Genomic DNA, 24,317 nt, shown 5'->3' on the forward strand with positions numbered 1-24,317 from the left:
CGCGGGTCGATTCGGAGATATCGATCCAGCCGGCGTAGGTCTGGCGTTCGACAATCGATTGCCAGCGCACAAAGAGTCGTTTTGGCAGATCGGCGCCCGTGACGGGCATGCCAGAGCCACCCACACCCACCCAGCCACGAGCATTTTCGGTGCCATTTTCATTGTCACTACTGGCTGCCGTTCCTGCCGCAATATGGTGAATTACCAGCCCCTTTATGTCCTCGACAGCCGAGGTCTCGACCCACACCGTCATATGGGCGGGCTCAGTGAAGCCAATTCCCCACCAACGCAGTTTGTAGTCATTTTTGGCTGACAGCGGATCGACGGGCTGGCATGCGCATATCGACAACATTGCCAGCAAGGCAAACGGGATTTTCATGGTGACAGCCTCCATTCCGGAACATGGGGGTGGTGCACCCTTACGGCATCCGCCGTCGGGACATGGGCATAGGCCAGCTCGAATCGAGTGCTGCGAGGTCCGGAGAGGAAGGTCGGGTTCCAGTGCGCCGACTGGTGGATGTAACGGAGCTTCAGCAGTTGCTCTTCGGCTGCAGTCAGGCGGTAGTCACCCGCGATAAATCGTTCGCACAGTGGTTGAAGCTCAGCAGGTGGTGCAAATGCAGCACGTTGCTGAATATCTTCAAACTCAACCCCATGCTTTTTGGCGGCTTCATACATCACCCGCAAGTACACCAGCGCCAGTCCGGCACTGACCTTGCGCCGAAGCTGCAAACCGGCAAACACCCGCTTCTGTTTCGGCGCTGCTTGCTCTCTGGGGGCAGGCAGCAGCTTGACGGGATCTGGAGTCACCAGCTCCAGCATCTCCAGTGGCCAACCCTTGGCGTGCCATTTTGCGCGTTCCTGATCGGCCTCGCGGTAGATCGAGGTGGTTTTGACCTCGGTGAGTTCGCCCACGTCCAAGGCTTGCAGGGGGCTGAGTAGCACGCACTCTTCGACGTCATCGCGGTAACCCCCGCCGATGTCCGAGTGGGCTCCCGGCAGGCTGATTTCCGGATGGTCCGGGCCGACCCGGTTAAGGGCGAAGTTGGCGCGGTATTCGTCCCTGGCCACCAGTTGCAGAACGTTGGGGAAGAAACGCGGCAGCAAGTGCAGCTTGACCCCGGGGGCAGCGGGGCTGCGCACATACCCCAGGTTGCTCAGGCCACCCACGGAAGCGACGGTGTCGAACAGACCGATAAACCCGGTCTTGACCCCTTCACCGAACACCTTGCTGAAGCCGCGGGCGAACAGGCGATCCGGCAGGTACAACGTATCTACGAGCGGGCTGTTGATGCCGACCATGCACAAGTAGGCGAAGTGGCGGGCGGCGGCCGCGCCACGGCTGAAACCGAAGACATCGAAGATCAGGGACTGGATCTGCAGGTCCGGGAAGCGTTCATGGAAGTTGCGTAACCGCCGTTTGACCTGAGCAAACGCGTCATATACCCGGGCCTCGATACCGGTTTCACCGCGACCGAACGCGGCGCCCAGCAATCGGTCTGGTTCGCCTGCGGTTGTGCCAATCCCTTCGACGTAAACCTTGTCGAATACGATTTTGCTCGATGTAATCAGCTCAACGTTTTTGTCCTCTCGATACAAATCATGCAACCGCTTAACATTCGTCACTTCCCCCCCATAACTGCTCTCAGGGTCCCGCATATACGGCTTGCAACTGCCATCCAGATCGTCCTCCGACACTGGATGATGAGCCCCGCATTTGCGCCCCATCTCGACATTGAACGGGTTGTTGCCGGTGCCGTCGAAAAACACGCCGATGCGCAGGGTGACCTTTACGCGTGCCGCTTCTTCCCGGGCCTTTTTGGCTTCCCACGCGAGGTTGGCCTGCTCTTCGCGCGCCCGTTGTCGAGCCAGCATTTCGGCGTATTTGCGTTGCTCCTCTGCCGCATCCCAGTGCGCGGGCTGTCGGGCGCGTGCCTTGGCCTGGTCGCGGCAGACCGCGCAGTGGTACCCCTCAAGATCTTGTTCCATGAGTGCATTCCTTTCAGCGAAATGCCCCTCCCTGGGCGCCAAATCAGGTGATCGATTTTTAGGGGTAAGCTTGCGTGTCGAGGAAGGGGGACGCTGCCAGTTGCAGCCTATTTGCTCGTGGGATCGGTCTGGGAAGACTGAGGCCTGGGGCTGTCAGAAAAGTCTTCAAGCAACGAGGGCGGGGAGATGGGACGTGTAGAGCACAGCCCCGTGGCGACCTGGACTGCCTGCGTGGCCACCCTTTAATCCAGGGTTCGAGGCGCTCAGGATTCTTTGGCGTCAGAGTGGGGTTTTGTTCCACCTTGTTTCTGCGTGCTGCGCCATGAAGCCGGTGGCATGCCGAACTGGCTGATAAACCACCGCGTAAACGAACTCGCCATCGAATACCCGAGCATGTCGGCAATGCGGCTCAGCGAGTAGTTCGGGTTGTCCAGGTAACGCAGCACCAGATCTCGACGCACATCGTTGATCACGTCGTTGAAGGCGCAACCGTCGTCCTTGAGGCGGCGTTGCAGGGTGCGCACGTTCATGCCCTGGCTCTGGGCGACCTGTTCGATGGTGGCGCGTCCCATGGGTAGCAGCAGGTAGATGGCCTTGCGCACCTCGAACAGCATCGAGTTCCCTTCGTGGCTCTGCAGCGAGTCGAGGTAGCTCTGGGCGTAGCGGGCCATGGCCGGGTCGGCGTTGGGGTTGGTCATGTCGAGGCTGATGTCGGGGCAGACGATGCCGTTGAATTCGCTGCCGAACTCCAGGTTGCAGCCGAACAGCCGGCGATGCAGGTGCAGGTTGTCCGGTGGCTGGTGCATGAAGTTGACGCTGTAGGGGTGCCAGTGCGAGCCGAGCAGGGCCGAGCACAGCCGGAACATCACACCAATGGCCAGTTCTGTGGCCTGGCGGCTGGGCATGGGCGTTTCGGTGACCACCTCTTCGCGAATGATCACCATCTTGCCGGCCTCTTCGATGAAGATGGCCAGCGAATCATTCATCAGGTGCCGGTAATCCACCACGACCTGCAAGGCATCGCGCAGGGTGCGCTGGTGGCTGAGCAGCAGGCTGACCACGCCGAAGTCCGAGAGCTGGCGCGACTCGGCCATGCTCAGGCCGAAGGTCTGGCAGCCGCTGGCGGTGGCGGAGTCTTCCAGCAGGCGTACGGCGGCATCGATGGGAATGCGGTGTTCAGGGGCCTGCAATTGGGCTTTGCTCAGACCGACGGCTGCCATGACATCGCGCGGGTTAAAACCCAGGTACTGGGTGACCTCCAGGTAGTTGGTCAAGACGGCGGCGCGAACAAGCTTGGGCATGCGAAGGTCTTCCCTGGGCCGATGGCGGTTGGCGTGAGCGTGGCGACTATATCCAGCGTATCAACAGTTGAACAGTTGTCATGTCGTTGATGATTTGCCTGCGCTCAGGTCAAGAATCCTCTGCGCTGCGCGCTGACATCACCCCTCATCCGTTGATTACAGTGACCCTGCGCCAACCTGCGGGGTTTTTCGACCGGCGGTCGCGCTGGCCTGCTGTCCGACAATTTGTCATCAAAAGAAAAGTGCCTGACGTCCAATGTAAAGCGCTTTGGGTGGGCGCTCTTTAATGTCGACCCTACAAAAAGCCCCTGGCGCAAACAGCCAGTCGAGTTATCGAGAAAGCGAAGGTGTTGACGTGGACAAATTGCAAACTGCCGCCACCGTTCTGATCGTCCCGGGTCTGCGCGAGCACGTGGCTGAACATTGGCAAACGTTGCTGCAAGACCGGCTGGGCAAAGTGCGCAGCGTCCCGCCACTGGAAACCGACAAACTCGACTGCATGGCCCGTGTCCGGGCAATCCAGCACGAGCTCGAGCAAATTGACGGGCCGGTGATTCTGGTGGCCCACAGTGCTGGCGTGCTGATGGTCGCGCATTGGGCGGCGCATTACAGCCGTCCGATCAAGGGCGCTTTGCTGGCCGCGCCACCGGACCTCGATGCGGTCTGGCCGCCCAACTATCCTTCTTCCGAAACCCTGCGTAGCCAGGGCTGGAATCCTCTGCCCCAAGGCCCGCTGCCGTTCCGCAGCATCGTGGCCGGCAGCACCAACGATCACCTTGCCAGTCTTCCTGCGGTCACCCGCATGGCAGAAAGCTGGGGCGCCGAATTGCTCAATCTGGGCGATGTCGGCCACCTCAATCCGGCCGCAGGATTTGGCCACTGGCAGCAAGCCGAAGCACTCATCCTGGAGCTGGACCGCTAGTACAAGGAGCTGGACTGGCAGTACGCCAACCGGCATTTGCCCTCATTCCTTAAACGCAAACCCATCTATGTTTGCGTGAGGGCGGCTGCGCTTAAAACAAATACAAAAAGGCGGAGACAACGCAATGCACAACAATAAGAGTCACGGCTTCACCGTAGCGCGCTACACCTTGTTGGCCTCGGCCATTCTGGCCGTCATTGCGCCGGCGGCCCATGGGGTCGAGCTCGACTTGGGCAACCCGGACTGGACCGCGCGCCTGGATAACACCGTGAAGTACAACTACGGCGTGCGCACCGAAAGCGCTGACAAACGCATGTTGGGAACGCCGAACAACAACGACGGCGACTACAACTTCCGCAAGGCCGGCACCAACATCACCAACCGTATCGACCTGTTGACCGAAATGGATGTGGTCTACAAGAATTCCATGGGCTTTCGCGTCAGCGCCGCCAGCTGGTACGACAAGGCCTATGACAACACCGGTTCCAACTCCAACCCGTTCGTCAACGGCAATGGATCGACGTCGGGCCTGATCGCCAACGACCCGCGCCTGGCTGCGGTCACCCATGACAACGTCGGCAATGGCAGCCCGCACCTGAGCAACTATGCCCAGCGCTACTACAGCGGTCCTTCGGGCGAAATCCTCGATGCCTTTGTGTTCTACAGCACCGAAGTGGGCGAGGAGTCGATGTTCAGCGCCAAGGCCGGTCAGCACAACGTGTTCTGGGGCGAGACCATTCTCAACCCGGTGCACTCGGTCAGCTACGGCCAGTCCGGCCTCGACCTGGCCAAGCTTGCCGCGTCGCCGGGCACCGAAGCCAAGGAACTGTTCGTCCCGCGCAATCAACTGTCGATGACGTTCACCGTCAATCCGGAATTGACCGTGGGCGCCCAGTACTTCCTCGATTGGGACGCCGCGCGTCTGCCCGAAGCCGGTACTTACTACGGTGGTTCGGATCTGATCGGCTATGGTGCGCAGTCGTTCCTGCTCGGCAACACCAACGCCAAGGTGCCTGGCAGCCCGCTGGGTTGTGGCCTGGCGCCGTGCAACGCGTTGACCAACGTGCGTCGCGGCCATGACCTGACACCGGGCAGCAGCGGCGACTGGGGCGTGATGGCCAAGTGGTCGCCGGCCTGGCTGGATGGCACCCTCGGCGTCTACTACCGCGAGACTTCGGAAATCCTGCCGCAAGCCTGGCTGGATGCCAGGGGCATTACCTCGGCCAACCCCAACGGCACCCGGCCGGCAGGGCAAGTGCCTGCGGTAGTCAACACCCTCAACTCGCTGGACACCGCCACCTATCAACTGGCGTATGCCGACAACATCAAGATCTTTGGCCTGAGCCTGTCCAAGGACGTGGGCGGGGTCAGCGTCGGCTCGGACCTGAACATCCGTCACAACATGCCCCTGGCCAGTATTCCGGCGATTGTCAGTACCCGCAGCCCGCTGGGCCTGGGTCAAGGTCTGGGTCTGTTGCCTGCGCGTACGGATGCCACGGGCGTGATCTACGACACCCCGAGCCGCGGCGACAGCATGAGCGCCACCGGCGACACCTTGCACTGGACGCTCAACGGCCTGATGACCCTGCCGAAAACGCCGGTGTTCGATCAGGCAACAGTGCTGGCCGAGCTGTACTACAGCAACCTGCTCAAGCTCGATAGCAAGAACGAGGCGCTCTACAAGGGCAAGGACAGCTATCGCGGCATCGACGCGCCGACCCGGGACAACTGGGGCATCGCGGTCAACTTCACACCGACCTGGTACCAGGTGTTCCCCGGTGTCGATCTCAACGCGCCGATGTCGGTCAACGTGGGTCTCGCCGGTGTGTCACCGGTCTCCGGTGGCGGGGCCAAGGACACCGGCAACTATGCCGTTGGTGTCGGTGCCGTTGTGTACAACAAATACTTTGTCGACCTGAAGTACGTGGACTCCTTCGGCAAAACCGAAAAATGCAACGTCAGCGGTGTGAGTACCGGCCCGAACGGCGGTGACGGCTCCACCCCGAACGCCTTTAGCGGCAACGAAAACTACGCCTGTTTCGCCGGTGGCTACTCGTCCTTCTCCGGAGGTGGTGCCACGACTGAGGACCGTGGCGCCGTGTACCTGACGATGAAAACAACCTTTTGATTCACCACTGATTTGCTCAATGCAAGCAGGAGAATAACAAGATGAAATTCGCACAAACCGTGTTGGCTGCTTCGCTGGCCATGGTCCTTGCCGCCCAGGCACAGGCCGCTGTTTCAACCCAGGAAGCTGCCAAACTGGGCACCAGCCTGACCATGGTGGGCGCTGAAAAAGCCGGGAACGCTGATGGTTCCATTCCTGCCTACAACGGTGGCTTGACGACGCCGCCGGCCAGCTTCAAATCCGGTGACAGCATGCGCCCGGATCCGTTTGCCAGCGAAAAACCGCTGCTGGTGATCGACGGCAAGAACGTCGATCAATACAAGGGCCTGCTCAGCGCAACCACCGTTGAACTGGCCAAGCGTTTCCCGACGTTCCATGTCGACGTGTTCCCGACGCACCGTACCGTTTCGCTGCCTCAAGCGATTCTGGATAACGGAGTGAAGAACGCCAGCGGCGCCAAGTCCCTCGAAGGTGGCCTGGCCATCGACAATGTCCTGCCGGGCGTGCCGTTCCCGATTCCACAATCGGGCAACGAAGCGATGTGGAACTTCCTGCTGCGTTACCAGGGCGTGAGCATCAGCTCCAAGTACGACTCGTGGAACGTCGACTCCGCCGGTGTGCCAAGCCTTGCGACCACCGGGCAAGCGAACATCTCCTACCCGATCTACGAAAACCTCTCGCAGCCGATCAGCAGCGCCGATGTGTACTACCAGATGAAGCTGTCCTACACCGGCCCTGCGCGTCGGGCCGGCGAGGCGGTGATGCTCAAGGACGCCGCCAACCCGTTGCAACAGCCACGTCGCGCCTGGCAATACCTGCCGGGTCAGCGTCGGGTGAAACTGGCACCGAACCTGGCCTACGACACGCCAAACCCTGGCACCGCGGGTGCGGGCACCTACGACGACGTGTTCGTGTTCAACGGTGCGCTGGACCGCTACGACTGGAAGCTGGTGGGCAAACAGGAAATGATCGTGCCCTACAACACCTACAAGCTGACCTACGTCCAGGATCCGAAGTCGCTGACCACCGCCAACCACCTGGCACCGGACTTCGTGCGCTGGGAAAAACACCGCGTCTGGGTCGTCGAAGGCAACCTCAAGGCCGGTGCGCGTCACATCTACGCCAAGCGTCGCTTCTACCTCGACGAAGACAGCTGGACCGCTCTGGCCTCGGATCAATATGACGCCCGTGGTCAGCTCTATCGCGGCTCCTTCGCTTTCCTCAGCCAGAGCTATGACAAGCAGGTGCCGGATTCGACGCCCTTCATGATCTACGACCTGGTCGGTGGTTCGTACAACATCAACGGTGTAGTCGGCCCTTACGGCGGCATCAAGTACATCGAGCCGCTCTCCAAGGCGCAGTGGTCGTCGGAATCCCTGGCAGGCGCCGGCATTCGCTAAGCCAACCGCAAAAACGCGCTCGCACGATCCACCGGCACTGTAGGAGCGAGCTCGCTCGCGATGGACTCGAGAACACCGCGGGGAACCAGGCTCCCCGCGTCATCGTTAACGCCCATCGCGAGCAAGCTCGCTCCTACAAACGGCATGACCTGCACGGCGTGAGGTTTTACCGTCAGGCACACGCAAGTGTGCCTCGACGCGGTTTTCCGAAGAGGACGCAGCATGTGTTCGTATAAAAATAATATTTTGCAGCTGGCGTTGGGCGTCGTGCTCGGCCTGTTGCAGGGCGTTACCCACGCGGCCGAATACGTCGACGTGCTGGACCTGCCCGCCAGGGTCAGCGCCTTGGCGATCAACAGCCCGTTGTCCGGCATGGCCCGCGCCGGTGAGCGCGTGATTGCCGTCGGCCAGCGTGGCCATATTCTGTTTTCCGATGATGCGGGCAAGCATTGGCAGCAGGCCGCTGTGCCGGTCAGTGCCGACCTCACCGCGGTGAATTTTCCAACCGCCACCCAGGGCTGGGCGGTGGGCAATGACGGCGTGGTGCTGCACAGCAGCGACGCCGGCGCGACCTGGAAGAAGCAACTCGACGGTCGCCAGATTGGCGAATTGCTGATCAAGCATTACTCGGCGCTGGCCAAGGCCGAGCCGGGCAACGAGCAATGGCCCCAGTTGGCTACGGAAGGCCAACGACTACTGGATCAAGGCGCGGACAAACCGCTGCTCGACGTCTGGTTCGCCAACGACAAAACCGGCTATGTGGTCGGCGTGTTCAACCTGATCCTGCGCACCGACGACGGTGGCCAGAGCTGGACCCCGTTCCAGGATCGCACCGACAACCCGCAGAGCCTGCACCTCAACGCAATCGCCGCCACCGGCGACGCTTTGTACATCGCCGGCGAGCAGGGTTTGTTGCTTAAGTGGGATGACAGCACCCAGCGTTTCGCCGCCGTGCCGACGCCTTATCAAGGCAGCTTCTTCGGCGTGCTCGGCAAGCCCGGCGAAGTACTGGTCTACGGCTTGCGCGGCAACGTGCTGCGCAGCAGCGACGGCGGCCAGAGCTGGACCGCACTGGACACCGGCCTGCACGTCAGCATCACCGCGGGCCTGATCGATGCCCGTGGCAACTACCGCTTGTTCACCCAGGGCGGGCAGATGCTGGTCAGCCAAGGGACGGGCGCGCAGCTGCACCTGCTGCAGCAACCGGCACCGACACCGGTCGCCGGCGCTACCCAGTCCGCCGACGGTGCTCTGGTGCTGGCGGGCAGCCGTGGTGCCCGGACGTTGTCCACCGATCCAGCCCTCGAACCCTAAGAGCGAGAACCCAGACATGGGCAATATCAAACAAGACGCCATGCCGGTGATTCGCGACGTACGTGATTTCGATCAGCGTTCCGGCAACCTCCTCGAACGGCTGGTGTTCAACTTCCGTCCGCTGTTCATGCTGCTGATGGCCTTGGCTACCGTGGTGCTTGGCTACATGGCGGCAACGCGTCTGGAGCTGCGCCCCAGCTTCGAGAAAATGATTCCGCAGAGCCAGCCGTACATCCAGAACTTCCTGGAAAACCGCGCTTCCCTGCGCGGGTTGGGCAACTCGGTGCGGGTGGTGGTGGAGAACACCCAGGGCGATATTTTCGACCCCGAATACCTCGACGTACTCAAGCAGGTCAACGACCAGTTGTTCCTCACTGAAGGTGTCGACCGCGCCTGGATGAAGTCGCTGTGGAGCCCGGCCGTGCGCTGGACCGAAGTCACCGAGGACGGTTTCCAGGGTGGCCCGGTGATGCCCGACACCTATTCAGGGCAGCCTGAACAGATCGAACAGCTGCGCCAGAACATTTCCCGCGCCGGCATTGTCGGCAGCCTGGTGGCCAGCGACTTCAAGTCGACCATGCTGATCGTGCCGCTGCTGGACAAAGCCGCCGCCGGTGGCCAGCGCATCAACTACCACGCGTTCTCGCAGATGCTCGAAGAGCAGTTGCGCGACAAGATCGAATACGCCGGCGACAGCGCAGTGCGTAAATCCGGGGTAGAAGGCACCGGCCATTACAAGGTGCGGGTGATCGGCTTCGCCAAACTCATGGGCGACCTGATCGACGGCCTGATTCAGGTGATGATGTTTTTCGGTCTGGCGGTGGTCACTTCGCTGGCCATCATCTACGCCTATACCCGTTGCGTGCGCAGCACCTTGCTGGTGGTCGGCTGCTCGCTGATCGCGGTGGTCTGGCAACTGGGCATCGTCGCCTGGCTCGGTTACGCCATCGATCCATACTCGGTGCTGGTGCCGTTTTTGATCTTCGCCATCGGCGTGTCTCACGCCGCGCAGAAGATGAACGGCATCATGCAGGACATCGCCCGTGGCACCCACAAGCTGATCGCAGCGCGCTACACCTTCCGCCGTCTGTTCATCGCTGGCGTCACCGCGTTGCTGGCCGATGCCGTGGGTTTCGCCGTGTTGATGCTGATCGACATTCCGGTGATCCAGGACCTGGCGATCACCGCCAGCATCGGCGTCGCGGTGCTGATTTTCACCTCGCTGTTGCTGATGCCGGTGGCACTGTCCTATGTCGGCGTCGGCGCCAAGGCTGCCGAGCGTGCATTGAAAATCGACACCCGTGCCGAAAAGCATAAAGGCTTCGGTCGGTTGTGGGACGCGCTCGATCGCTTCACCACCGCCAAGTGGGCCACAGGCGCCGTGCTGGTCGCGGTATTGATGGGCATTGGCGGTTACGTGGTCAGCCTCAACCTGAAGATCGGTGACTTGGAAAGCGGTGCCCCGGAGTTGCGCGCCGACTCGCGCTACAACCGTGACAACGCCTACATCACCCAGCATTACGCGCTGTCCAGCGACCTGTTCGCGGTGATGATCAAGACGGCGCCGGAAGGCTGCCTGAACTACAAGACCCTGGTGCTCGCCGACCGTTTGGCCTGGGAGCTGCAACAGTATCCGGGCGTGCAGGCGACCGCTTCGCTGGTCAACGCGGTACGGCAGATCACCGCCGGCACCTACGAAGGCAACCCCAAGCTCAACAGCATCCAGCGCAACCAGGACGTGCTCAACTATGCCGCACAGCAAGCCTCGGTCAACTCGCCGGAGCTGTTCAACACCGAATGCTCGCTGATGCCAGTGATCGCTTTCCTCAAGGATCACAAGGCCGAAACCCTCGATGCGGTGGTCGCTATCGCCGACAAATTCGCCAAGGAAAACAGCACCGGGGATCGCCAGTTCCTGCTCGCCGCCGGCAGCGCCGGTATCGAGGCAGCGACCAACATCGTGGTGCGCGAAGCCAATCACACCATGCTGCTGTATGTGTACGCAGCGGTGACGCTGTTCTGCCTGATCACCTTCCGCAGCTGGCGGGCCACGCTGGTGGCGCTGTTGCCGCTGGTGCTGACCTCAATCCTCTGCGAAGCCTTGATGGTGGCCATGGGCATCGGCGTGAAAGTCGCGACCCTACCGGTGATCGCCCTCGGCGTCGGCATCGGCGTGGACTACGCCCTGTACCTGCTCAGCGTGCAACTGCACTTCCAGCGCCAGGGCTTGCCGTTGTCCCTGGCCTACCGCAACGCCGTCTCGTTTACCGGCCGGGTGGTCGGGCTGGTGGGCATCACCCTCGCCGCCGGCGTGGTGTGTTGGGTCTGGTCGCCGATCAAGTTCCAGGCCGACATGGGCATCCTGCTGACCTTCATGTTCCTGTGGAACATGCTCGGTGCGCTGATCCTGATTCCGGCCCTGTCGTATTTCCTGCTGCGCGAACGGGCTCCTCAGCCGGGTTCTGTTACCGCAGCCGAGAACACTGAATCCACTGAACGTCCGGGCATGCCCCATGCCCTGACCACTTCCGAGTAAGCCAAGATGTCTGAATACAAAGCTCCCCTGCGCGACATGCGCTTCGTACTCAACGAGGTTTTCCAGGTGTCCCGGCTCTGGGCCAGTTTGCCCGGCCTGGCCGACGTGATCGATGAAGAAACTGCCGCCGCCATCCTCGAAGAGGCCGGTAAGATCAGTGGCGAAGTCATCGCACCCTTGAACCGCGCCACCGACGAACAGGGCTGTACCTGGAGCAATGGTTCGGTCACCGCGCCGGACGGTTTTGCCGAGGCCTATCAAGCCTTCGCCGAGGGCGGCTGGGTCGGTGTCGGCGGTGATCCGCAGTACGGTGGCATGGGCATGCCCAAGGCGATTTCGGCGCAGGTCGAAGAGATGGTCAACTCGGCCAGCCTGTCGTTCGGCCTGTACCCGATGCTGACCGCCGGTGCCTGCCTGTCGATCAAGGCCCATGCCAGCGAAGAGCTCAAGCAACGCTATCTGCCGAACATGTACGCCGGCACCTGGACCGGTTCGATGTGCCTGACCGAAGCCCACGCCGGCACCGACCTGGGCCTGATTCGCACCAAGGCCGAACCCCAGGCCGATGGCAGTTACAAGGTCAGCGGCAGCAAGATCTTCATCACCGGCGGCGATCACGACCTGACCGAGAACATCATCCATCTGGTACTCGCACGTCTGCCGGATGCACCGGCCGGCCCGAAAGGCATTTCGCTATTTCTGGTACCCAAAGTGCTGGTCAACGCCGACGGTTCGCTGGGCGAAAACAACGCGCTGTCCTGCGGCTCCATCGAACACAAGATGGGCATCAAGGCATCCGCTACTTGCGTGATGAACTTCGATGGCGCCACCGGCTGGATCGTCGACGCACCGAACAAAGGCCTGGCGGCGATGTTCACCATGATGAACTACGAGCGTCTGGGTGTAGGCATCCAGGGCCTGGCCCAGGGCGAGCGTTCCTACCAGAACGCCGTCGCATACGCCCGTGACCGTCTGCAAAGCCGCGCACCGACCGGCGCGCAGAACAAGGACAAGGCCGCCGACCCGATCATCGTGCACCCGGACGTGCGCCGCATGCTGTTGACCATGAAAGCCTTGAACGAAGGCGGCCGTGCGTTCTCCAGCTACGTGGCCCTGCAACTGGACATCGCCAAGTACAGCGAAGACGTCACAGCCCGCACCCGGGCCCAGGAATTGGTATCGCTGCTGACCCCGGTGGCCAAGGCGTTCCTCACCGACATGGGGCTGGAAACCACCTTGCACGGTCAGATGATCTTCGGCGGCCACGGCTACATCCGCGAGTGGGGCCAGGAGCAACTGGTGCGCGACGTGCGCATCACCCAGATCTACGAAGGCACCAATGGCATCCAGTCCCTGGACCTGGCCGGGCGCAAGATCGTCGGCAGCGGCGGGGCGCTCTACCGCTTGTTCGCTTCGGAAATCCGCAACTTTACCGCCAATGCCTGCGCTGACCTCGACGAGTTCACCAAGCCGCTGAATGCCGCCGTGGACACCCTCGACGAGCTGACCGCGTGGTTGCTGGATCGAGCCCAGAGCAACCCGAACGAAATTGGCGCGGCCTCGGTCGAGTACCTGCACGTGTTTGGCTACACCGCATACGCCTACATGTGGGCGCGCATGGCCAAGGCCGTCATGAGCGGGGATGCCGAAGACGACTTCTACACCAGCAAACTGGCGACCGCGCGTTTCTACTTTGCCCGGTTGCTGCCGCGTATCCACTCGTTGAGCGCATCGGCCAAGGCCGGCAGTGATTGCCTCTACGAGCTGCAAGCCGATCAGTTCTGATCGAAGGACAAGGAACTCCAACCATGCTGAATACAAAAATAATCCCGCCCGCCGACGGCGCTTATGCCTATCCCTTGCTGATCAAGCAATTGCTGCTGTCTGGCGTGCGTTATGAGCCGGGCCGGGAAATCGTCTACGCCGACAAACTGCGCTACAGCTACCAGACGCTGAACCAGCGCATTCGCCGCCTGGCCAATGCGCTGACGGCGGCCGGGGTCAAGGCCGGTGACACCGTGGCCCTGCTCGACTGGGACAGCCACCGCTACCTGGAATGCTTCTTCGCCGTGCCGATGATCGGCGCGGTGCTGCACACGGTGAACATTCGCCTGTCACCGGAGCAGGTGCTGTTCACCATGAACCACGCCGAGGATGACCTGGTGCTGGTGCATGACGACTTCCTGCCCCTGGTCGAGCAGATCCACGGACGGCTGGAAACCGTAAAAGGCTACCTGCAGCTCACCGATGACGAGGCGACCAAGACGTCACTGCCGGTGCTCGGTGAGTACGAGCAGTTGCTGTCCCTGGCCCCGGACCAATACGACTTCCCCGATTTCGACGAGAACTCGGTCGCCACGCTGTTCTACACCACCGGCACCACCGGTGACCCGAAAGGCGTGTACTTCAGCCATCGGCAACTGGTGCTGCACACCCTGAATGCCGTCGGCACCCTGGGCGTCTATCAGGGCCAGCCGCTGCTGCGCTCCGACGATGTGTACATGCCAATCACGCCGATGTTCCACGTGCATGCGTGGGGCGTGCCTTATGTCGCGACCCTGATGGGCATCAAGCAGGTGTATCCGGGCCGCTACGAGCCCAACAGCCTGGTCAAGCTGTACCGCGAAGAGAAGGTGACCTTCTCCCACTGCGTGCCGACCATCCTGCAGATGATCCTCAACTGCGAGGAAGGCAAGGCGACCCGTTTCGATGGATGGAAAATGCTCCTCGGCGGCAGCGCACTGACGCTTGGCATCGCCAGTGAAGCCAGCGCCAAAGGCATGGTGGTGCACGCCGGCTACGGCATGTCGGAAACCTGCCCGTTGCTGTGCCTGACCTATCTGCGTGACGAAGACCTTCAGCTATCCGCCGAAGCGCAACTGCCGACCCGTATCAAGACCGGCACGCCGGTGCCGTTGGTCGACCTGAAAATCATCGACGCCGACGGCAATGACGTGGCCCATGACGGCGAGTCCCTTGGCGAGATCGTGGTGCGCGCGCCGTGGCTGACCCAGGGCTATCTCAAAGCCCCGGACAAAGGCGCGGAGTTGTGGCTCAACGGCTGGCTGCACACCGGCGACATGGCCTCGATCGACAAACTGGGCGGCGTGGAAATCAAGGACCGGATCAAGGACGTGATCAAGACCGGCGGCGAGTGGATCAGCTCCCTGGAACTGGAAAGCCTGATCAGTGAATACCCGGCCGTCATGTCCGTCGCTGTTGTGGGCATTGTCGATGAACAGTGGGGCGAACGCCCCATGGCCATGGTCGTCAGCGAGCCGGGCCAATACCTGGATCGCAAGATTCTGGAGACGCACCTGCAAGCCTTCGTCGACGGCGGCCGCATCAACAAATGGGCGATCCCCAAGCAGTTCAAGTTCGTCGCCGAAATCCCCAAGACCAGCGTCGGCAAGATCAACAAGAAACTGATCCGGGAAAGCGAAGCGAACTGAGGGATAAACCTGGCACTGTTGTTGTAGGAGCGAGCTTGCTCGCGATGGACTAGAGAGCGCCGCGTTTAACCAGGAAACACGCGTTATCGTTGACGACCATCGCGAGCGAGCTCGCTCCTACAGGAATCCAACAGCGGGCGGTTTCTGGAAAGTTTGTGGGGCGTCATCTTTGTCATAGTCCTGGCCAGAGATAACACCTCGTTGGTCGCAGTTTTCAGCGCTTGTGCCAAGCTGAACGGGGTGTTGAACCGCCGTGCATCAGTCAAACCCCAGGAAGCCCACGACATGAACCTCACCCGTGCATCAAGCGTCCGCCACGAGTTCTACAAGGCCGTCTGGTTCTACTTCAAAGTGGTGTGGCCGATCTTCTCGATACTGCTGCTAGTGATCATTGCGTTCGGCCTCATCATCGCCCACCTCGAAGGGTGGAGCCCGTATGACGGCGTCTACTTCGCCTTCGTGACCGGCCTGACCATTGGCTACGGAGAACTGGTGCCCAAGCTCGGCGTCTCGCGAGTGTTGGCGATCTTGCTGGGTTTCAATGGGGTGCTGATGACGGCGACGTTTGCGGCGATCAGTGTCCGGGCGATTGAAGTGACGGTGACGGCGGCAGCGAAGGGCAAGGAATAGGGGCAACCAACACTCACCCTCCTGTGGGAGCGGGCTTGCTCGCGAAGGGCCCAGCACATTCAACATCAATGTCGCCTGGACTGACGCCTTCGCGAGCAAGCCCGCTCCCACAGTTATTCATCCGGGATCCTTCAGGCTAAGCCTCCCAGCCCGCCCCACTCACCGCCGCCTGCGCCAGCGGGTGCAAATCCGCCCCCAGATGCTCGGTCTGCCAGGCCAGCAACTCCTTGCGCATGCCGGGCGTCCAGTACATCTGCAGATGATTACGCACGCCGAGCACGGCCAGTTGCTGGTCCGGTTCACTGGTGAAGTACTGGGCGATCTGGTTGGCCATCTTGATCAGGTTTTCAGTGCTCATCGGCGTACCTCCGCTTTCGCCTGACGGCGTTCTTTGAGTAGACGATGCTGTTCGTCACTGAATTCCTGATAGCGTTTTTGCCACTCGGAAGGGTGATAGACGCGGCTGACTTCCACAGCGGTGACCTTGTACTCCGGACAGTTGGTGGCCCAGTCGGAGTTGTCGGTGGTGATCACGTTGGCCCCCGATTCCGGGAAGTGGAAAGTGGTGTACACCACGCCCGGGGCCACTCGTTCGGTGACCCGCGCACGCAGTACGGTCTGGCCGGCGCGGCTGCCGATGCCGACCCAGTCACCTTCGTTGATACCACGGCTCTCGGCGTCGCTCGGGTGGATTTCCAAGCGGTCTTCGTCGTGCCAGGCGACGTTGTCGGTACGCCGGGTCTGGGCGCCGACGTTGTACTGGCTGAGGATGCGCCCGGTGGTCAGCAGCAGCGGATAGCGACTGTTGACCTTCTCCTCGGTGGGCACATAACCAGTGAGCATGAAGCGCCCCTTGCCGCGCACGAATTGCTCGATGTGCATGGTCGGCGTGCCGTCCGGTGCCTCGGCGTTGCACGGCCATTGCAGGCTGCCGTGGCGGTCCAGTTCGGCGTAGCTGACGTTGGTGAAGGTCGGCGTCAGGCTGGCGATTTCGTCCATGATTTCCGATGGATGTTTGTAGTTCATCGGATAACCCAGGGCGTTGGCCAGGGCCACGGTGCCTTCCCAGTCGGCCTTGCCGCCCAGCGGCTCCATGACCTTGCGCACCCGGGAGATGCGCCGCTCGGCATTGGTGAAGGTGCCGTCTTTTTCCAGGAACGAACTGCCCGGCAGGAACACATGGGCGAACTTGGCGGTTTCGTTGAGGAAAATATCCTGCACCACCACGCACTCCATCGCCGACAAAGCGGCGGTGACGTGCTGGGTATTCGGATCGCTTTGGGCGATGTCCTCGCCCTGGCAATACAGGCCTTTGAAACTGCCGGCCAGGGCCGACTCGAACATGTTGGGGATGCGCAGACCCGGATCAGGTTGCAGGGTGACGTTCCATGCCTGTTCGAACTGCGCCCGCACCACTTCGTTGGAAATGTGCCGGTAACCGGGCAATTCGTGGGGGAAGGAACCCATGTCGCAGGAGCCCTGCACGTTGTTCTGCCCGCGCAACGGGTTCACGCCCACGCCTTCGCGGCCGATGTTGCCAGTGACCATGGCCAGGTTGGCGATGCCCATGACCGCGGTGCTGCCCTGGCTGTGCTCGGTGACGCCCAGGCCGTAGTAGATCGCCGCGTTGCCGCCGGTGGCATACAGACGAGCGGCAGCACGGATGTCGGCAGCGGCGACGCCGCAGACAGGGCCAAGGGCTTCCGGCGAGTTTTCCGCACGGCTGACGAATTCGCTCCAACGGGCGAAATCGCTGCCCTCGCAGCGGGCGTCGATAAAGGCCTGGTTGAGCAAGCCTTCGGTGACGATAACGTGGGCCAATGCGTTGAGCATGGCGACGTTGGTGCCCGGGCGCAGGGCCAGGTGCAGTTCGGCGCGGGCATGCACCGTGTCCACCAGATCAATGCGACGCGGGTCGATGACGATCAGCCGCGCACCTTCACGCAGGCGGCGTTTGAGCTGGGAGGCGAACACCGGGTGGGCGTCGCTGGGGTTGGCGCCCATCACCAGAATCACGTCGGCCTGCATCACCGAATCGAAACTCTGGGTGCCGGCGGACTCGCCCAAGGTTTGTTTCAGGCCATAGCCGGTCGGCGAGTGGCAGACCCGCGCACAGGTGTCGACGTTGTTGTTGCCGAAGGCCGCACGCACCAGTTTTTGCACCAGATAGGTTTCTTCGTTGGTGCAGCGGCTGGAGGTAATGCCACCGATGGAGTCGCGGCCGTATTTCTGCTGCAACCGACGGAACTCGCTGGCGGCGTAGGTCACCGCTTCATCCCAGCTGACTTCCTGCCACGGGTCGTTGATGTGCTTGCGGATCATCGGTTTGGTGATGCGATCCGGGTGGGTGGCGTAGCCCCAGGCAAAGCGCCCCTTGACGCAGGAGTGGCCGTGGTTGGCCTGACCGTTCTTGTCCGGAACCATGCGCACCAGTTGGTCGCCTTTCATCTCGGCACGGAACGAGCAGCCCACGCCGCAATAGGCGCAAGTGGTGATCACGCTGCGTTCCGGTTGACCCAGTTCGACCACGCTTTTTTCCATCAAGGTCGCAGTCGGGCAGGCTTGCACACAGGCGCCGCAGGACACGCATTCCGATTCGAGGAAATTCTCGCCACCGGCGGCGGCCACGCGGGATTCGAAACCGCGCCCGGTAATGGTCAGGGCAAAGGTGCCCTGGGTTTCTTCGCAGGCGCGCACGCAGCGGTTACAGACGATGCACTTGCTCGGGTCGTAGTCGAAGTAGGGGTTGGACGTGTCCTTCACATCGGCCAGATGGTTGTCGCCTTCATAGCCGTAGCGCACCTCCCGCAGGCCGACTTGGCCGGCGACGGTTTGCAGCTCGCAGTTGCCGTTGGCCGAGCAGGTCAGGCAGTCCAGCGGGTGATCGGAAATGTACAGCTCCATGACGTTGCGCCGCAGGGTGGCGAGCTTCGGCGTCTGCGTGTGCACGGTCATGCCTTCAGTGACTGGCGTGGTGCAGGACGCCGGGTAGCCGCGCATGCCATCGATCTCCACCAGGCACATGCGGCAGGAGCCGAAGGCTTCCAGGCTGTCGGTGGCACAGAGTTTGGGAATGGTGGTGCCCAGCAGCGCAGCGGCGCGCATCACCGAAGTGCCTTCGGGCACGCTGATGCTGCGGCCGTCGATGTTCAGGGTGACTTGCACCAGGCTGTCGCGGGCCGGAGTGCCCAGATCGATGTCGGTTTTCGGGTCGAAGAGAGTGATCATTGCTCGGCCTCCGAGGGCTGCAAGCCGAAGTCGGCGGGGAAGTGCTTGAGGGCGCTGGCGACCGGAAAGGAAACCATGCCGCCCAACGCGCACAGCGAACCGTATTGCAGGGTGTCGCACAGGTCCTTGAGGATGATCACCTGCTCATCGCGACCGTTCTGGTCAGGCGCGGCCAGCAGGCGGTCGATTACCTCAACGCCACGGGTCGAGCCGATGCGGCACGGCGTGCATTTGCCACAGGATTCCTCGGCGCAGAACTCCATCGCGAAGCGCGCCATGTGGGCCATGTCCAATGTGTCGTCAGCCACCACCACACCACCGTGACCGAGCATCGCGCCAGTGGCGGCGAAGGCCTCGTAATCCAGCGGCGTGTCGAATTGCGAAGGCGGCACCCAGGCACCGAGCGGGCCACCTACCTGCGCCGCCTTCAGCGGCCGGCCACTGGCGGTCCCTCCGCCGTAGTCTTCCACCAGTTCCCGCAGGGTCAGGCCAAAGGCCCGTTCCACCAGCCCGCCCTGACGAACATTGCCCGCCAGCTGGAAGGGCATGGTGCCCAGGGAACGGCCCATGCCGTAATCGCGATAGAACTGCGCGCCCTTGGCCAGAATCAGCGGCACCGAGGCCAGAGTCAGTACGTTGTGCACCAGCGTCGGCTGACCGAACAGCCCCTTCAACGCCGGAATCGGTGGCTTGGCGCGGACGATCCCGCGCTTGCCTTCGAGCGAGTCCAGCAGCGCGGTTTCTTCACCGCAGATGTACGCGCCGGCACCGACGCGTACTTCCATATCGAAAGCCTGACCGCTGCCGCCAACATTGGCGCCCAGGTAACCGGCATCTCGGGCGATGTTCAACGCTGCACGCAGCGTGGCCACGGCATCTGGATATTCCGAGCGCACATAGATGTAGCCGAAGGTGGCGCCGACGGTAATGCCGGCAATCGCCATGCCTTCGATCAGCAGGAAGGGGTCGCCTTCCATCAACATGCGGTCAGCAAAGGTGCCGGAGTCGCCTTCGTCGGCGTTGCACACAATGTACTTTTGCGCAGCTTCGGTAGCGCGCACCGTGCGCCATTTGATCCCGGCCGGGAACGCCGCGCCGCCACGGCCACGCAGGCCTGAATCGAACACCGCTGTCGCGGTTTGCTCGCCGCCAAGGGCGATGGCCCTTGTTAAACCTTCGAAACCGCCATGGGCTCGGTAATCGTCCAGCGACAGCGGCCGGGTGATGCCGGCGCGGGCGAACAGCAGGCGTTGTTGAGTCTTCAGATAAGGCAATTCTTCCACCAGACCCAAGGCCAGCGGGTGGGCGGACGGTTCGCCTTCCAAGGCATCAAGCACGGACAGCACATCGGCAGCAGTCAACGGGCCGAAGCCAATACGACCTTGCGGGGTGTCCATTTCCAGTAGAGGTTCCAGCCAATACAGGCCGCGTGAACTGGTGCGCTGCAGTTCCAGCGGCAGATTGCGTTCCTTGGCTTGAGTGATCAGGGCCGTCGAGACCTCGTCGGCACCTACGGCACGAGCCAGCGAATCACAGGGCAGATAAAGAGTCGGCATCACGCGTCCTCCCGACAAGCGTCGAGCAATGCATCCAGACGCTCGGCGCTGAGCCGCGCATGCACCCGACCATCCAGCTCCAGAGCCGGCGAACAGGCACAGGCACCGAGGCAATACACCGGCCGCAAACTGATGCTGCCATCGGCACTACTGCCGTGATCATCCAGTTGCAGGCGTTCACGCAACTGCGCAGCCAACTGCTCGGCACCGCGACTCTTGCACGACTCAGCCCGGCACAGACGCAGGATATGCCGCGCGGGCGGCGCAGTACGGAAGTCATGGTAAAAACTGATCACCCCACGAACCTCGGCCTGGCTCAGGTTCAGGGCATGGGCAATCTCGGGGACGGCGACATCGGGGATGTACCCAATGCGCTCCTGAATATCATGAAGAATAGGCAACAGCGCACCCGCAGAGCCCTTATGGCGCTCCAGCAAACTGTTGACCACAGGCAGGTGCAACATCTCATCAGGCATTCAGCAATCCTCACGGTCACGGACAAACCAGATGGCTGTCGGTCGTCCGAAAGTGTCGGCTGCGGCACTCACACCACGTCACGGTATCGTGGCAATTTGGCCGTTGGCCAGGGCACCCTGAGCGGGCATCTTGTTGTGCCCGGCACGGTCTTCGCCGCACCTCTACTGGGCATAAAGGGCAGCTTGCCACGCCGCTATTGATCGAACCGCACCAAAGCGACGTGCTCGGTTCTGCCTACGACTATCCATTAAGTCTAGATGAGTGGTGCACGGGGCGTTCACACACTAGCCTAATGCCCTGAGGGCCTGTCGATGCTTGATGTATAGCAAGCAATACCGGTGAGAAGAAGCGTCAGAACCGTGGCCAATACTATGAAGCAGATGCATTGACGTATGCCGCTGCGGCCCCAACGCACAACCCCTGTAGGAGCGAGCCTGCTCGCGATAGCGCCAGCCCAATCACCATCAATGCCGAAGGTGCACCGCAATCCCTGTGGGAGCGGGCTTGCCCGCGAAAGCGCCAGCCCAGCCAACACAAAAGCTGAATCAGCTGCCACCCTAGCAAGCCACCCACACCCCATAGGCCTCAACCACTAAACTTCAGCCTTAGCCCCTGTCCGCTTAGACGCCAACTCATTATCCCGATCCCGAGTAAGCACCTTCACCGCATCATCCACCAACGCCTTACTCATCGAAGTCAGATAATGCGCAGCCCAGGCGTGATAATCCGTATCCCTGGCATAAGCCGCATCCTTACTCAGCGCCTTGGCCAAAAACAGAAAATCAGAAGCCATCGCCAACGCATCCCCGAGGGGAACATCACGAGTGACATGAAACAGCGCTTGATCCGCACAGTAAATGGCGGGCGTCAGGCCTATGGTTTTGAGTTCAGGTTGTTCAGTCATTGGCCACCTCCGAGGATGGAGAGGCAATGGGGGAGGGCGTTACGCGATTGGGAATCGCATAGAGAGAAAAGCCAAATTTCAAACGGATTGATACTGCGCATTATCCAACTCCTTGATATGAGGAGCTGCCACGTTCGTTTCCACACGAATGGGTGACAGCTGTGCGCAGGGTGGAAAACCGGGAATCAAGGAAACCGGCACGCCCGAAGACGTCCCACGCACAGCCGCCATAACTCACGCCGCAGGCATAAAAAAAGCGCCGGCAGACGTGATGGGGGCGCTGTTGCGCCTTGAATTACGCGGGTTTCCACACCCGGTCGCTGAATTGGCAGCGACGGTGGGAGGGTATCGCGCAGATCGTTTTGCTGCAACCTTCGAGAGCGCTGGGTGATTATGTGGTCAGTCTTTGGGATATCCGCGTGATGACGGCGCGGCGGCGCTCTGGAAAAGGGCAATGCCATCTGTCCGCGGGTTACATATTTGCGCTTCGGGTCGTTGCGGATTTACCTCATAATCGCGCGCTCCTACCGTTGGCGGCTCTGCTTATCGACTAATCTATAGTCGCTGCCACCAGACCTCAAACAGCTAAGGAGAAAGGCAATGCCAGATAGCTGGAACCAGCGTCAATCGAGTGCATCCGCCAAGCATGCCCTCGAACGGTTGCCTGCCACATCTGATTTGCCTGCGATCCTATGAGCCAAGCAGCTTTAGTCAATCCAAGCCTGCTCACCTGGTCTCGGGAGCGCGCAGGTCTCTCCACTGAGCAGGTTGCTAAAAAGCTGCCAGTGAAACCTGATCGAGTACAGGAATGGGAGGCTGGCGAGACCAAACCAACATTCCTTCAGGCTCAAAAGTGGGCGAGTGTTGCTCACATCCCTTTCGGATTCCTGTTTCTACAGCAGCCGCCCGTCGAACAATTGCCTTTGCCTGATCTGCGGACCGTCGGTGGGATCGCGCCTCAACGTCCCAGTCTGGAACTGCTGGACACCGTCAGAGACTCCATACGCAAGCAGGATTGGTATCTGGAGTATTTGCAACAGCACGAGCATCAGCCGCTGGCATTTGTCGGTCGCTTCAGTAGCCGATCTCCAGTCGCAGAGGTGGTGGACGATATCCGCCGGGTCCTCGGCGTGGACCCTGACGCTGCTGGATTGGATTACGACAAATACAGCCGGGCCTTGATCGAGGCTGCAGAAGCGGCCGGCATTTTGGTGATGCGCAGTGGCATTGCGCTAGGAAATACCCATCGCAAACTTGAAGTCAGCGAGTTTCGGGGTTTCGCCATCAGTAACGCCTACGCTCCCGTTGTATTCGTCAATAGTTCCGATGCACCCACCGCCCGGCTCTTCACTTTACTTCACGAACTAGCCCATATCTGGATTGGCAGCAGTGGAGTGTCTGACGGAAACACCGCTGACGGTCGAGACGAAGAACGATTCTGTAATGCCGTTGCAGGCGAATTTCTGGCCCCCGAAGCCCAATTCCGCGCCATGTGGAACGTAGATGTTAACTGGGAAGACAATTTAGCTCCGCTGGCCACTAGGTTTCACATCAGTAAATTAGCCATCGGTCGCCGCGCATTGGATCTTGGATATATAAGCCAAGCTCATTACAGCGCTTACTATCGAATGACTCTCAAAGCTTTCCAGGATGAAAAAGGTGGAGCGGGTGACTATTACCGCAACGCCACCGCGAAAAACAGCCCCCGCCTAAGCAAGGCAGTGCTGACTGAAGCAATGAGTGGCCGGATGCTGCTGCGCGAGGCGGGACACTTGCTCGGTGTGCAACCTTCCAAATTAAGGACTCTCGCCAGCAAGATCACGGAATGAATCACCTACTCGACGCTAACACGCTGATCGAAGCGAAAAACCGCTACTACGGGATGGCGATCTGTCCTGGATTTTGGCAATGGTTATTACTTAAAAATAAAGAATTCGCTTTAGCCAGCATTGCACCTGTGATGGATGAGCTAACAAAAGGCCATGACGATCTGGCGGGTTGGGCGAAGGACAATTCTGGTTTTTTTCACTCCACCACCGATCAGGATACGCAACTGGCGTTCGCGCAAGTTGGGGGGCTTGTGGCTGGCCAAGCACCTAAGATGAAAATAGGTGCTATGGAGGAGTTCTTAGCGGGTGCTGACCCTTGGTTAATTGCGAAAGCGATGACTACAGGGGCTACAGTCGTTACTCATGAAGTGCTGAATCGCGACGCTAAACGAAAATTCATCATTCCCAATATTTGTCAGGAACTTAATGTTCCTTTTTTGAATACGTTTGAGTTGTTGCATAGGCTTGAAGCAAGATTTGTGTTGCCTGCTTGAAGCAAGTGACTTTCTCAAATTGTTTGGGCTTGAAATTTTTAGCAGAGTGAATGGATATAAAACAGCCCATTTTTTTGGGTCTCTGTTTCGCTAATATTTTGATGAGATGAAGTGTTGGTTGTATTTTTAATAGTGTTTAGATGGTATTGGGGGCGTG

18 protein-coding genes are annotated in these 24,317 nt (G+C 60.7%); 10 read left to right on the forward strand and 8 right to left on the reverse strand.

Going from position 1 to position 24,317, the window contains the following annotated elements:
• From PMI28_RS24920 to PMI28_RS24910, 3 genes are all read right to left on the reverse strand, one after another.
• The coding region (locus PMI28_RS24920; protein ID WP_007982683.1) for a DUF2931 family protein at positions 1 to 379 on the reverse strand (379 nt) is incomplete at its 3' end.
• The gene (locus PMI28_RS24915; RefSeq protein WP_007982685.1) at positions 376 to 1,989 is read right to left on the reverse strand and encodes a phospholipase effector Tle1 domain-containing protein; all 1,614 of its coding nucleotides are present in this window, start codon (positions 1,987 to 1,989) and stop codon (positions 376 to 378) included. The genes PMI28_RS24915 and PMI28_RS24920, both read right to left, overlap by 4 nt.
• A gap of 263 nt (positions 1,990 to 2,252) precedes the next feature.
• Entirely contained in the window at positions 2,253 to 3,290 is a 1,038-nt protein-coding gene (locus PMI28_RS24910) for an AraC family transcriptional regulator (protein WP_007982687.1), read from the reverse strand.
• A gap of 355 nt (positions 3,291 to 3,645) precedes the next feature.
• Between PMI28_RS24910 and PMI28_RS24905 the strand changes: the two genes are divergently transcribed.
• The 8 genes from PMI28_RS24905 (at position 3,646) to PMI28_RS24865 (ending at position 15,672) form a co-directional block, all read left to right on the forward strand.
• Entirely contained in the window at positions 3,646 to 4,212 is a 567-nt protein-coding gene (locus PMI28_RS24905; RefSeq protein WP_007982688.1) for an RBBP9/YdeN family alpha/beta hydrolase, read from the forward strand.
• A gap of 124 nt (positions 4,213 to 4,336) precedes the next feature.
• Complete coding sequence (locus PMI28_RS24900; protein WP_007982690.1) at positions 4,337 to 6,340, forward strand: DUF1302 domain-containing protein; 2,004 nt, start codon at positions 4,337 to 4,339, stop codon at positions 6,338 to 6,340.
• A gap of 41 nt (positions 6,341 to 6,381) precedes the next feature.
• Positions 6,382 to 7,740: a DUF1329 domain-containing protein gene (locus tag PMI28_RS24895; RefSeq protein WP_007982692.1), complete on the forward strand. Its 1,359-nt coding sequence runs from the start codon at positions 6,382 to 6,384 to the stop codon at positions 7,738 to 7,740.
• A gap of 222 nt (positions 7,741 to 7,962) precedes the next feature.
• A complete protein-coding gene (locus PMI28_RS24885; protein WP_007982696.1) occupies positions 7,963 to 9,054 on the forward strand; it encodes a WD40/YVTN/BNR-like repeat-containing protein in 1,092 nt (363 codons plus the stop codon).
• A 16-nt stretch (positions 9,055 to 9,070) separates the two neighbouring features.
• Positions 9,071 to 11,590, forward strand: a complete 2,520-nt coding sequence (locus PMI28_RS24880) for an efflux RND transporter permease subunit (RefSeq protein WP_007982698.1) — start codon at positions 9,071 to 9,073, stop codon at positions 11,588 to 11,590.
• Between the two features lie 6 nt (positions 11,591 to 11,596).
• Positions 11,597 to 13,375 (forward strand): acyl-CoA dehydrogenase C-terminal domain-containing protein, encoded by a 1,779-nt coding sequence (locus PMI28_RS24875; protein WP_007982699.1) that lies wholly within the window; start codon positions 11,597 to 11,599, stop codon positions 13,373 to 13,375.
• Positions 13,376 to 13,398: 23 nt separating this feature from the next.
• A complete protein-coding gene (locus PMI28_RS24870) occupies positions 13,399 to 15,042 on the forward strand; it encodes a fatty acid--CoA ligase (RefSeq protein ID WP_007982701.1) in 1,644 nt (547 codons plus the stop codon).
• Positions 15,043 to 15,327: 285 nt separating this feature from the next.
• On the forward strand, positions 15,328 to 15,672 hold the full coding sequence (locus PMI28_RS24865) for a potassium channel family protein (RefSeq protein WP_007982703.1): 345 nt from the start codon (positions 15,328 to 15,330) through the stop codon (positions 15,670 to 15,672).
• Positions 15,673 to 15,808: 136 nt separating this feature from the next.
• Here the strand turns inward: PMI28_RS24865 and PMI28_RS24860 are convergent, their stop codons facing one another.
• The 5 genes from PMI28_RS24860 to PMI28_RS24840 form a co-directional block, all read right to left on the reverse strand.
• Positions 15,809 to 16,030 carry a formate dehydrogenase subunit delta gene (locus tag PMI28_RS24860; RefSeq protein WP_007982706.1) on the reverse strand — a complete coding sequence of 74 codons (222 nt, stop codon included), beginning with the start codon at positions 16,028 to 16,030 and terminating at the stop codon, positions 15,809 to 15,811.
• Complete coding sequence (gene fdhF / locus PMI28_RS24855; RefSeq protein WP_007982708.1) at positions 16,027 to 18,900, reverse strand: formate dehydrogenase subunit alpha; 2,874 nt, start codon at positions 18,898 to 18,900, stop codon at positions 16,027 to 16,029. Before fdhF ends, PMI28_RS24860 begins: the two co-directional genes overlap by 4 nt.
• On the reverse strand, positions 18,897 to 20,456 hold the full coding sequence (locus PMI28_RS24850; RefSeq protein ID WP_007982710.1) for a formate dehydrogenase beta subunit: 1,560 nt from the start codon (positions 20,454 to 20,456) through the stop codon (positions 18,897 to 18,899). The genes fdhF and PMI28_RS24850 overlap by 4 nt, the downstream gene beginning before the upstream one ends.
• Positions 20,456 to 20,932: a formate dehydrogenase subunit gamma gene (locus PMI28_RS24845; protein WP_007982711.1), complete on the reverse strand. Its 477-nt coding sequence runs from the start codon at positions 20,930 to 20,932 to the stop codon at positions 20,456 to 20,458. The genes PMI28_RS24850 and PMI28_RS24845 overlap by 1 nt, the downstream gene beginning before the upstream one ends.
• A gap of 593 nt (positions 20,933 to 21,525) precedes the next feature.
• Entirely contained in the window at positions 21,526 to 21,837 is a 312-nt protein-coding gene (locus tag PMI28_RS24840) for a DUF3077 domain-containing protein (RefSeq protein ID WP_007982713.1), read from the reverse strand.
• Between the two features lie 692 nt (positions 21,838 to 22,529).
• Between PMI28_RS24840 and PMI28_RS24835 the strand changes: the two genes are divergently transcribed.
• Positions 22,530 to 23,666, forward strand: a complete 1,137-nt coding sequence (locus PMI28_RS24835; RefSeq protein WP_007982715.1) for an XRE family transcriptional regulator — start codon at positions 22,530 to 22,532, stop codon at positions 23,664 to 23,666.
• Positions 23,663 to 24,160, forward strand: a complete 498-nt coding sequence (locus tag PMI28_RS24830; RefSeq protein WP_007982717.1) for a DUF4411 family protein — start codon at positions 23,663 to 23,665, stop codon at positions 24,158 to 24,160. The genes PMI28_RS24835 and PMI28_RS24830 overlap by 4 nt, the downstream gene beginning before the upstream one ends.
• The last annotated feature ends 157 nt before the right edge of the window (positions 24,161 to 24,317 follow it).

Source organism: Pseudomonas sp. GM48, from assembly GCF_000282335.1.
Lineage (GTDB): Bacteria > Pseudomonadota > Gammaproteobacteria > Pseudomonadales > Pseudomonadaceae > Aquipseudomonas.

What these genes read in the sequence shown, in the direction of transcription:
- PMI28_RS24835 (WP_007982715.1), top strand. Translation starts at nt 22,530, where the DNA reads ATGAGCCAAGCAGCTTTAGTCAATCCAAGCCTGCTCACCTGGTCTCGG.
- PMI28_RS24915 (WP_007982685.1), bottom strand. Translation starts at nt 1,989, where the DNA reads ATGGAACAAGATCTTGAGGGGTACCACTGCGCGGTCTGCCGCGACCAG.
- PMI28_RS24840 (WP_007982713.1), bottom strand. Translation starts at nt 21,837, where the DNA reads ATGACTGAACAACCTGAACTCAAAACCATAGGCCTGACGCCCGCCATT.
- PMI28_RS24865 (WP_007982703.1), top strand. Translation starts at nt 15,328, where the DNA reads ATGAACCTCACCCGTGCATCAAGCGTCCGCCACGAGTTCTACAAGGCC.
- PMI28_RS24895 (WP_007982692.1), top strand. Translation starts at nt 6,382, where the DNA reads ATGAAATTCGCACAAACCGTGTTGGCTGCTTCGCTGGCCATGGTCCTT.
- PMI28_RS24875 (WP_007982699.1), top strand. Translation starts at nt 11,597, where the DNA reads ATGTCTGAATACAAAGCTCCCCTGCGCGACATGCGCTTCGTACTCAAC.
- fdhF (WP_007982708.1), bottom strand. Translation starts at nt 18,900, where the DNA reads ATGATCACTCTCTTCGACCCGAAAACCGACATCGATCTGGGCACTCCG.
- PMI28_RS24830 (WP_007982717.1), top strand. Translation starts at nt 23,663, where the DNA reads ATGAATCACCTACTCGACGCTAACACGCTGATCGAAGCGAAAAACCGC.
- PMI28_RS24845 (WP_007982711.1), bottom strand. Translation starts at nt 20,932, where the DNA reads ATGCCTGATGAGATGTTGCACCTGCCTGTGGTCAACAGTTTGCTGGAG.
- PMI28_RS24860 (WP_007982706.1), bottom strand. Translation starts at nt 16,030, where the DNA reads ATGAGCACTGAAAACCTGATCAAGATGGCCAACCAGATCGCCCAGTAC.
- PMI28_RS24885 (WP_007982696.1), top strand. Translation starts at nt 7,963, where the DNA reads ATGTGTTCGTATAAAAATAATATTTTGCAGCTGGCGTTGGGCGTCGTG.
- PMI28_RS24900 (WP_007982690.1), top strand. Translation starts at nt 4,337, where the DNA reads ATGCACAACAATAAGAGTCACGGCTTCACCGTAGCGCGCTACACCTTG.
- PMI28_RS24910 (WP_007982687.1), bottom strand. Translation starts at nt 3,290, where the DNA reads ATGCCCAAGCTTGTTCGCGCCGCCGTCTTGACCAACTACCTGGAGGTC.
- PMI28_RS24850 (WP_007982710.1), bottom strand. Translation starts at nt 20,456, where the DNA reads ATGCCGACTCTTTATCTGCCCTGTGATTCGCTGGCTCGTGCCGTAGGT.
- PMI28_RS24870 (WP_007982701.1), top strand. Translation starts at nt 13,399, where the DNA reads ATGCTGAATACAAAAATAATCCCGCCCGCCGACGGCGCTTATGCCTAT.
- PMI28_RS24880 (WP_007982698.1), top strand. Translation starts at nt 9,071, where the DNA reads ATGGGCAATATCAAACAAGACGCCATGCCGGTGATTCGCGACGTACGT.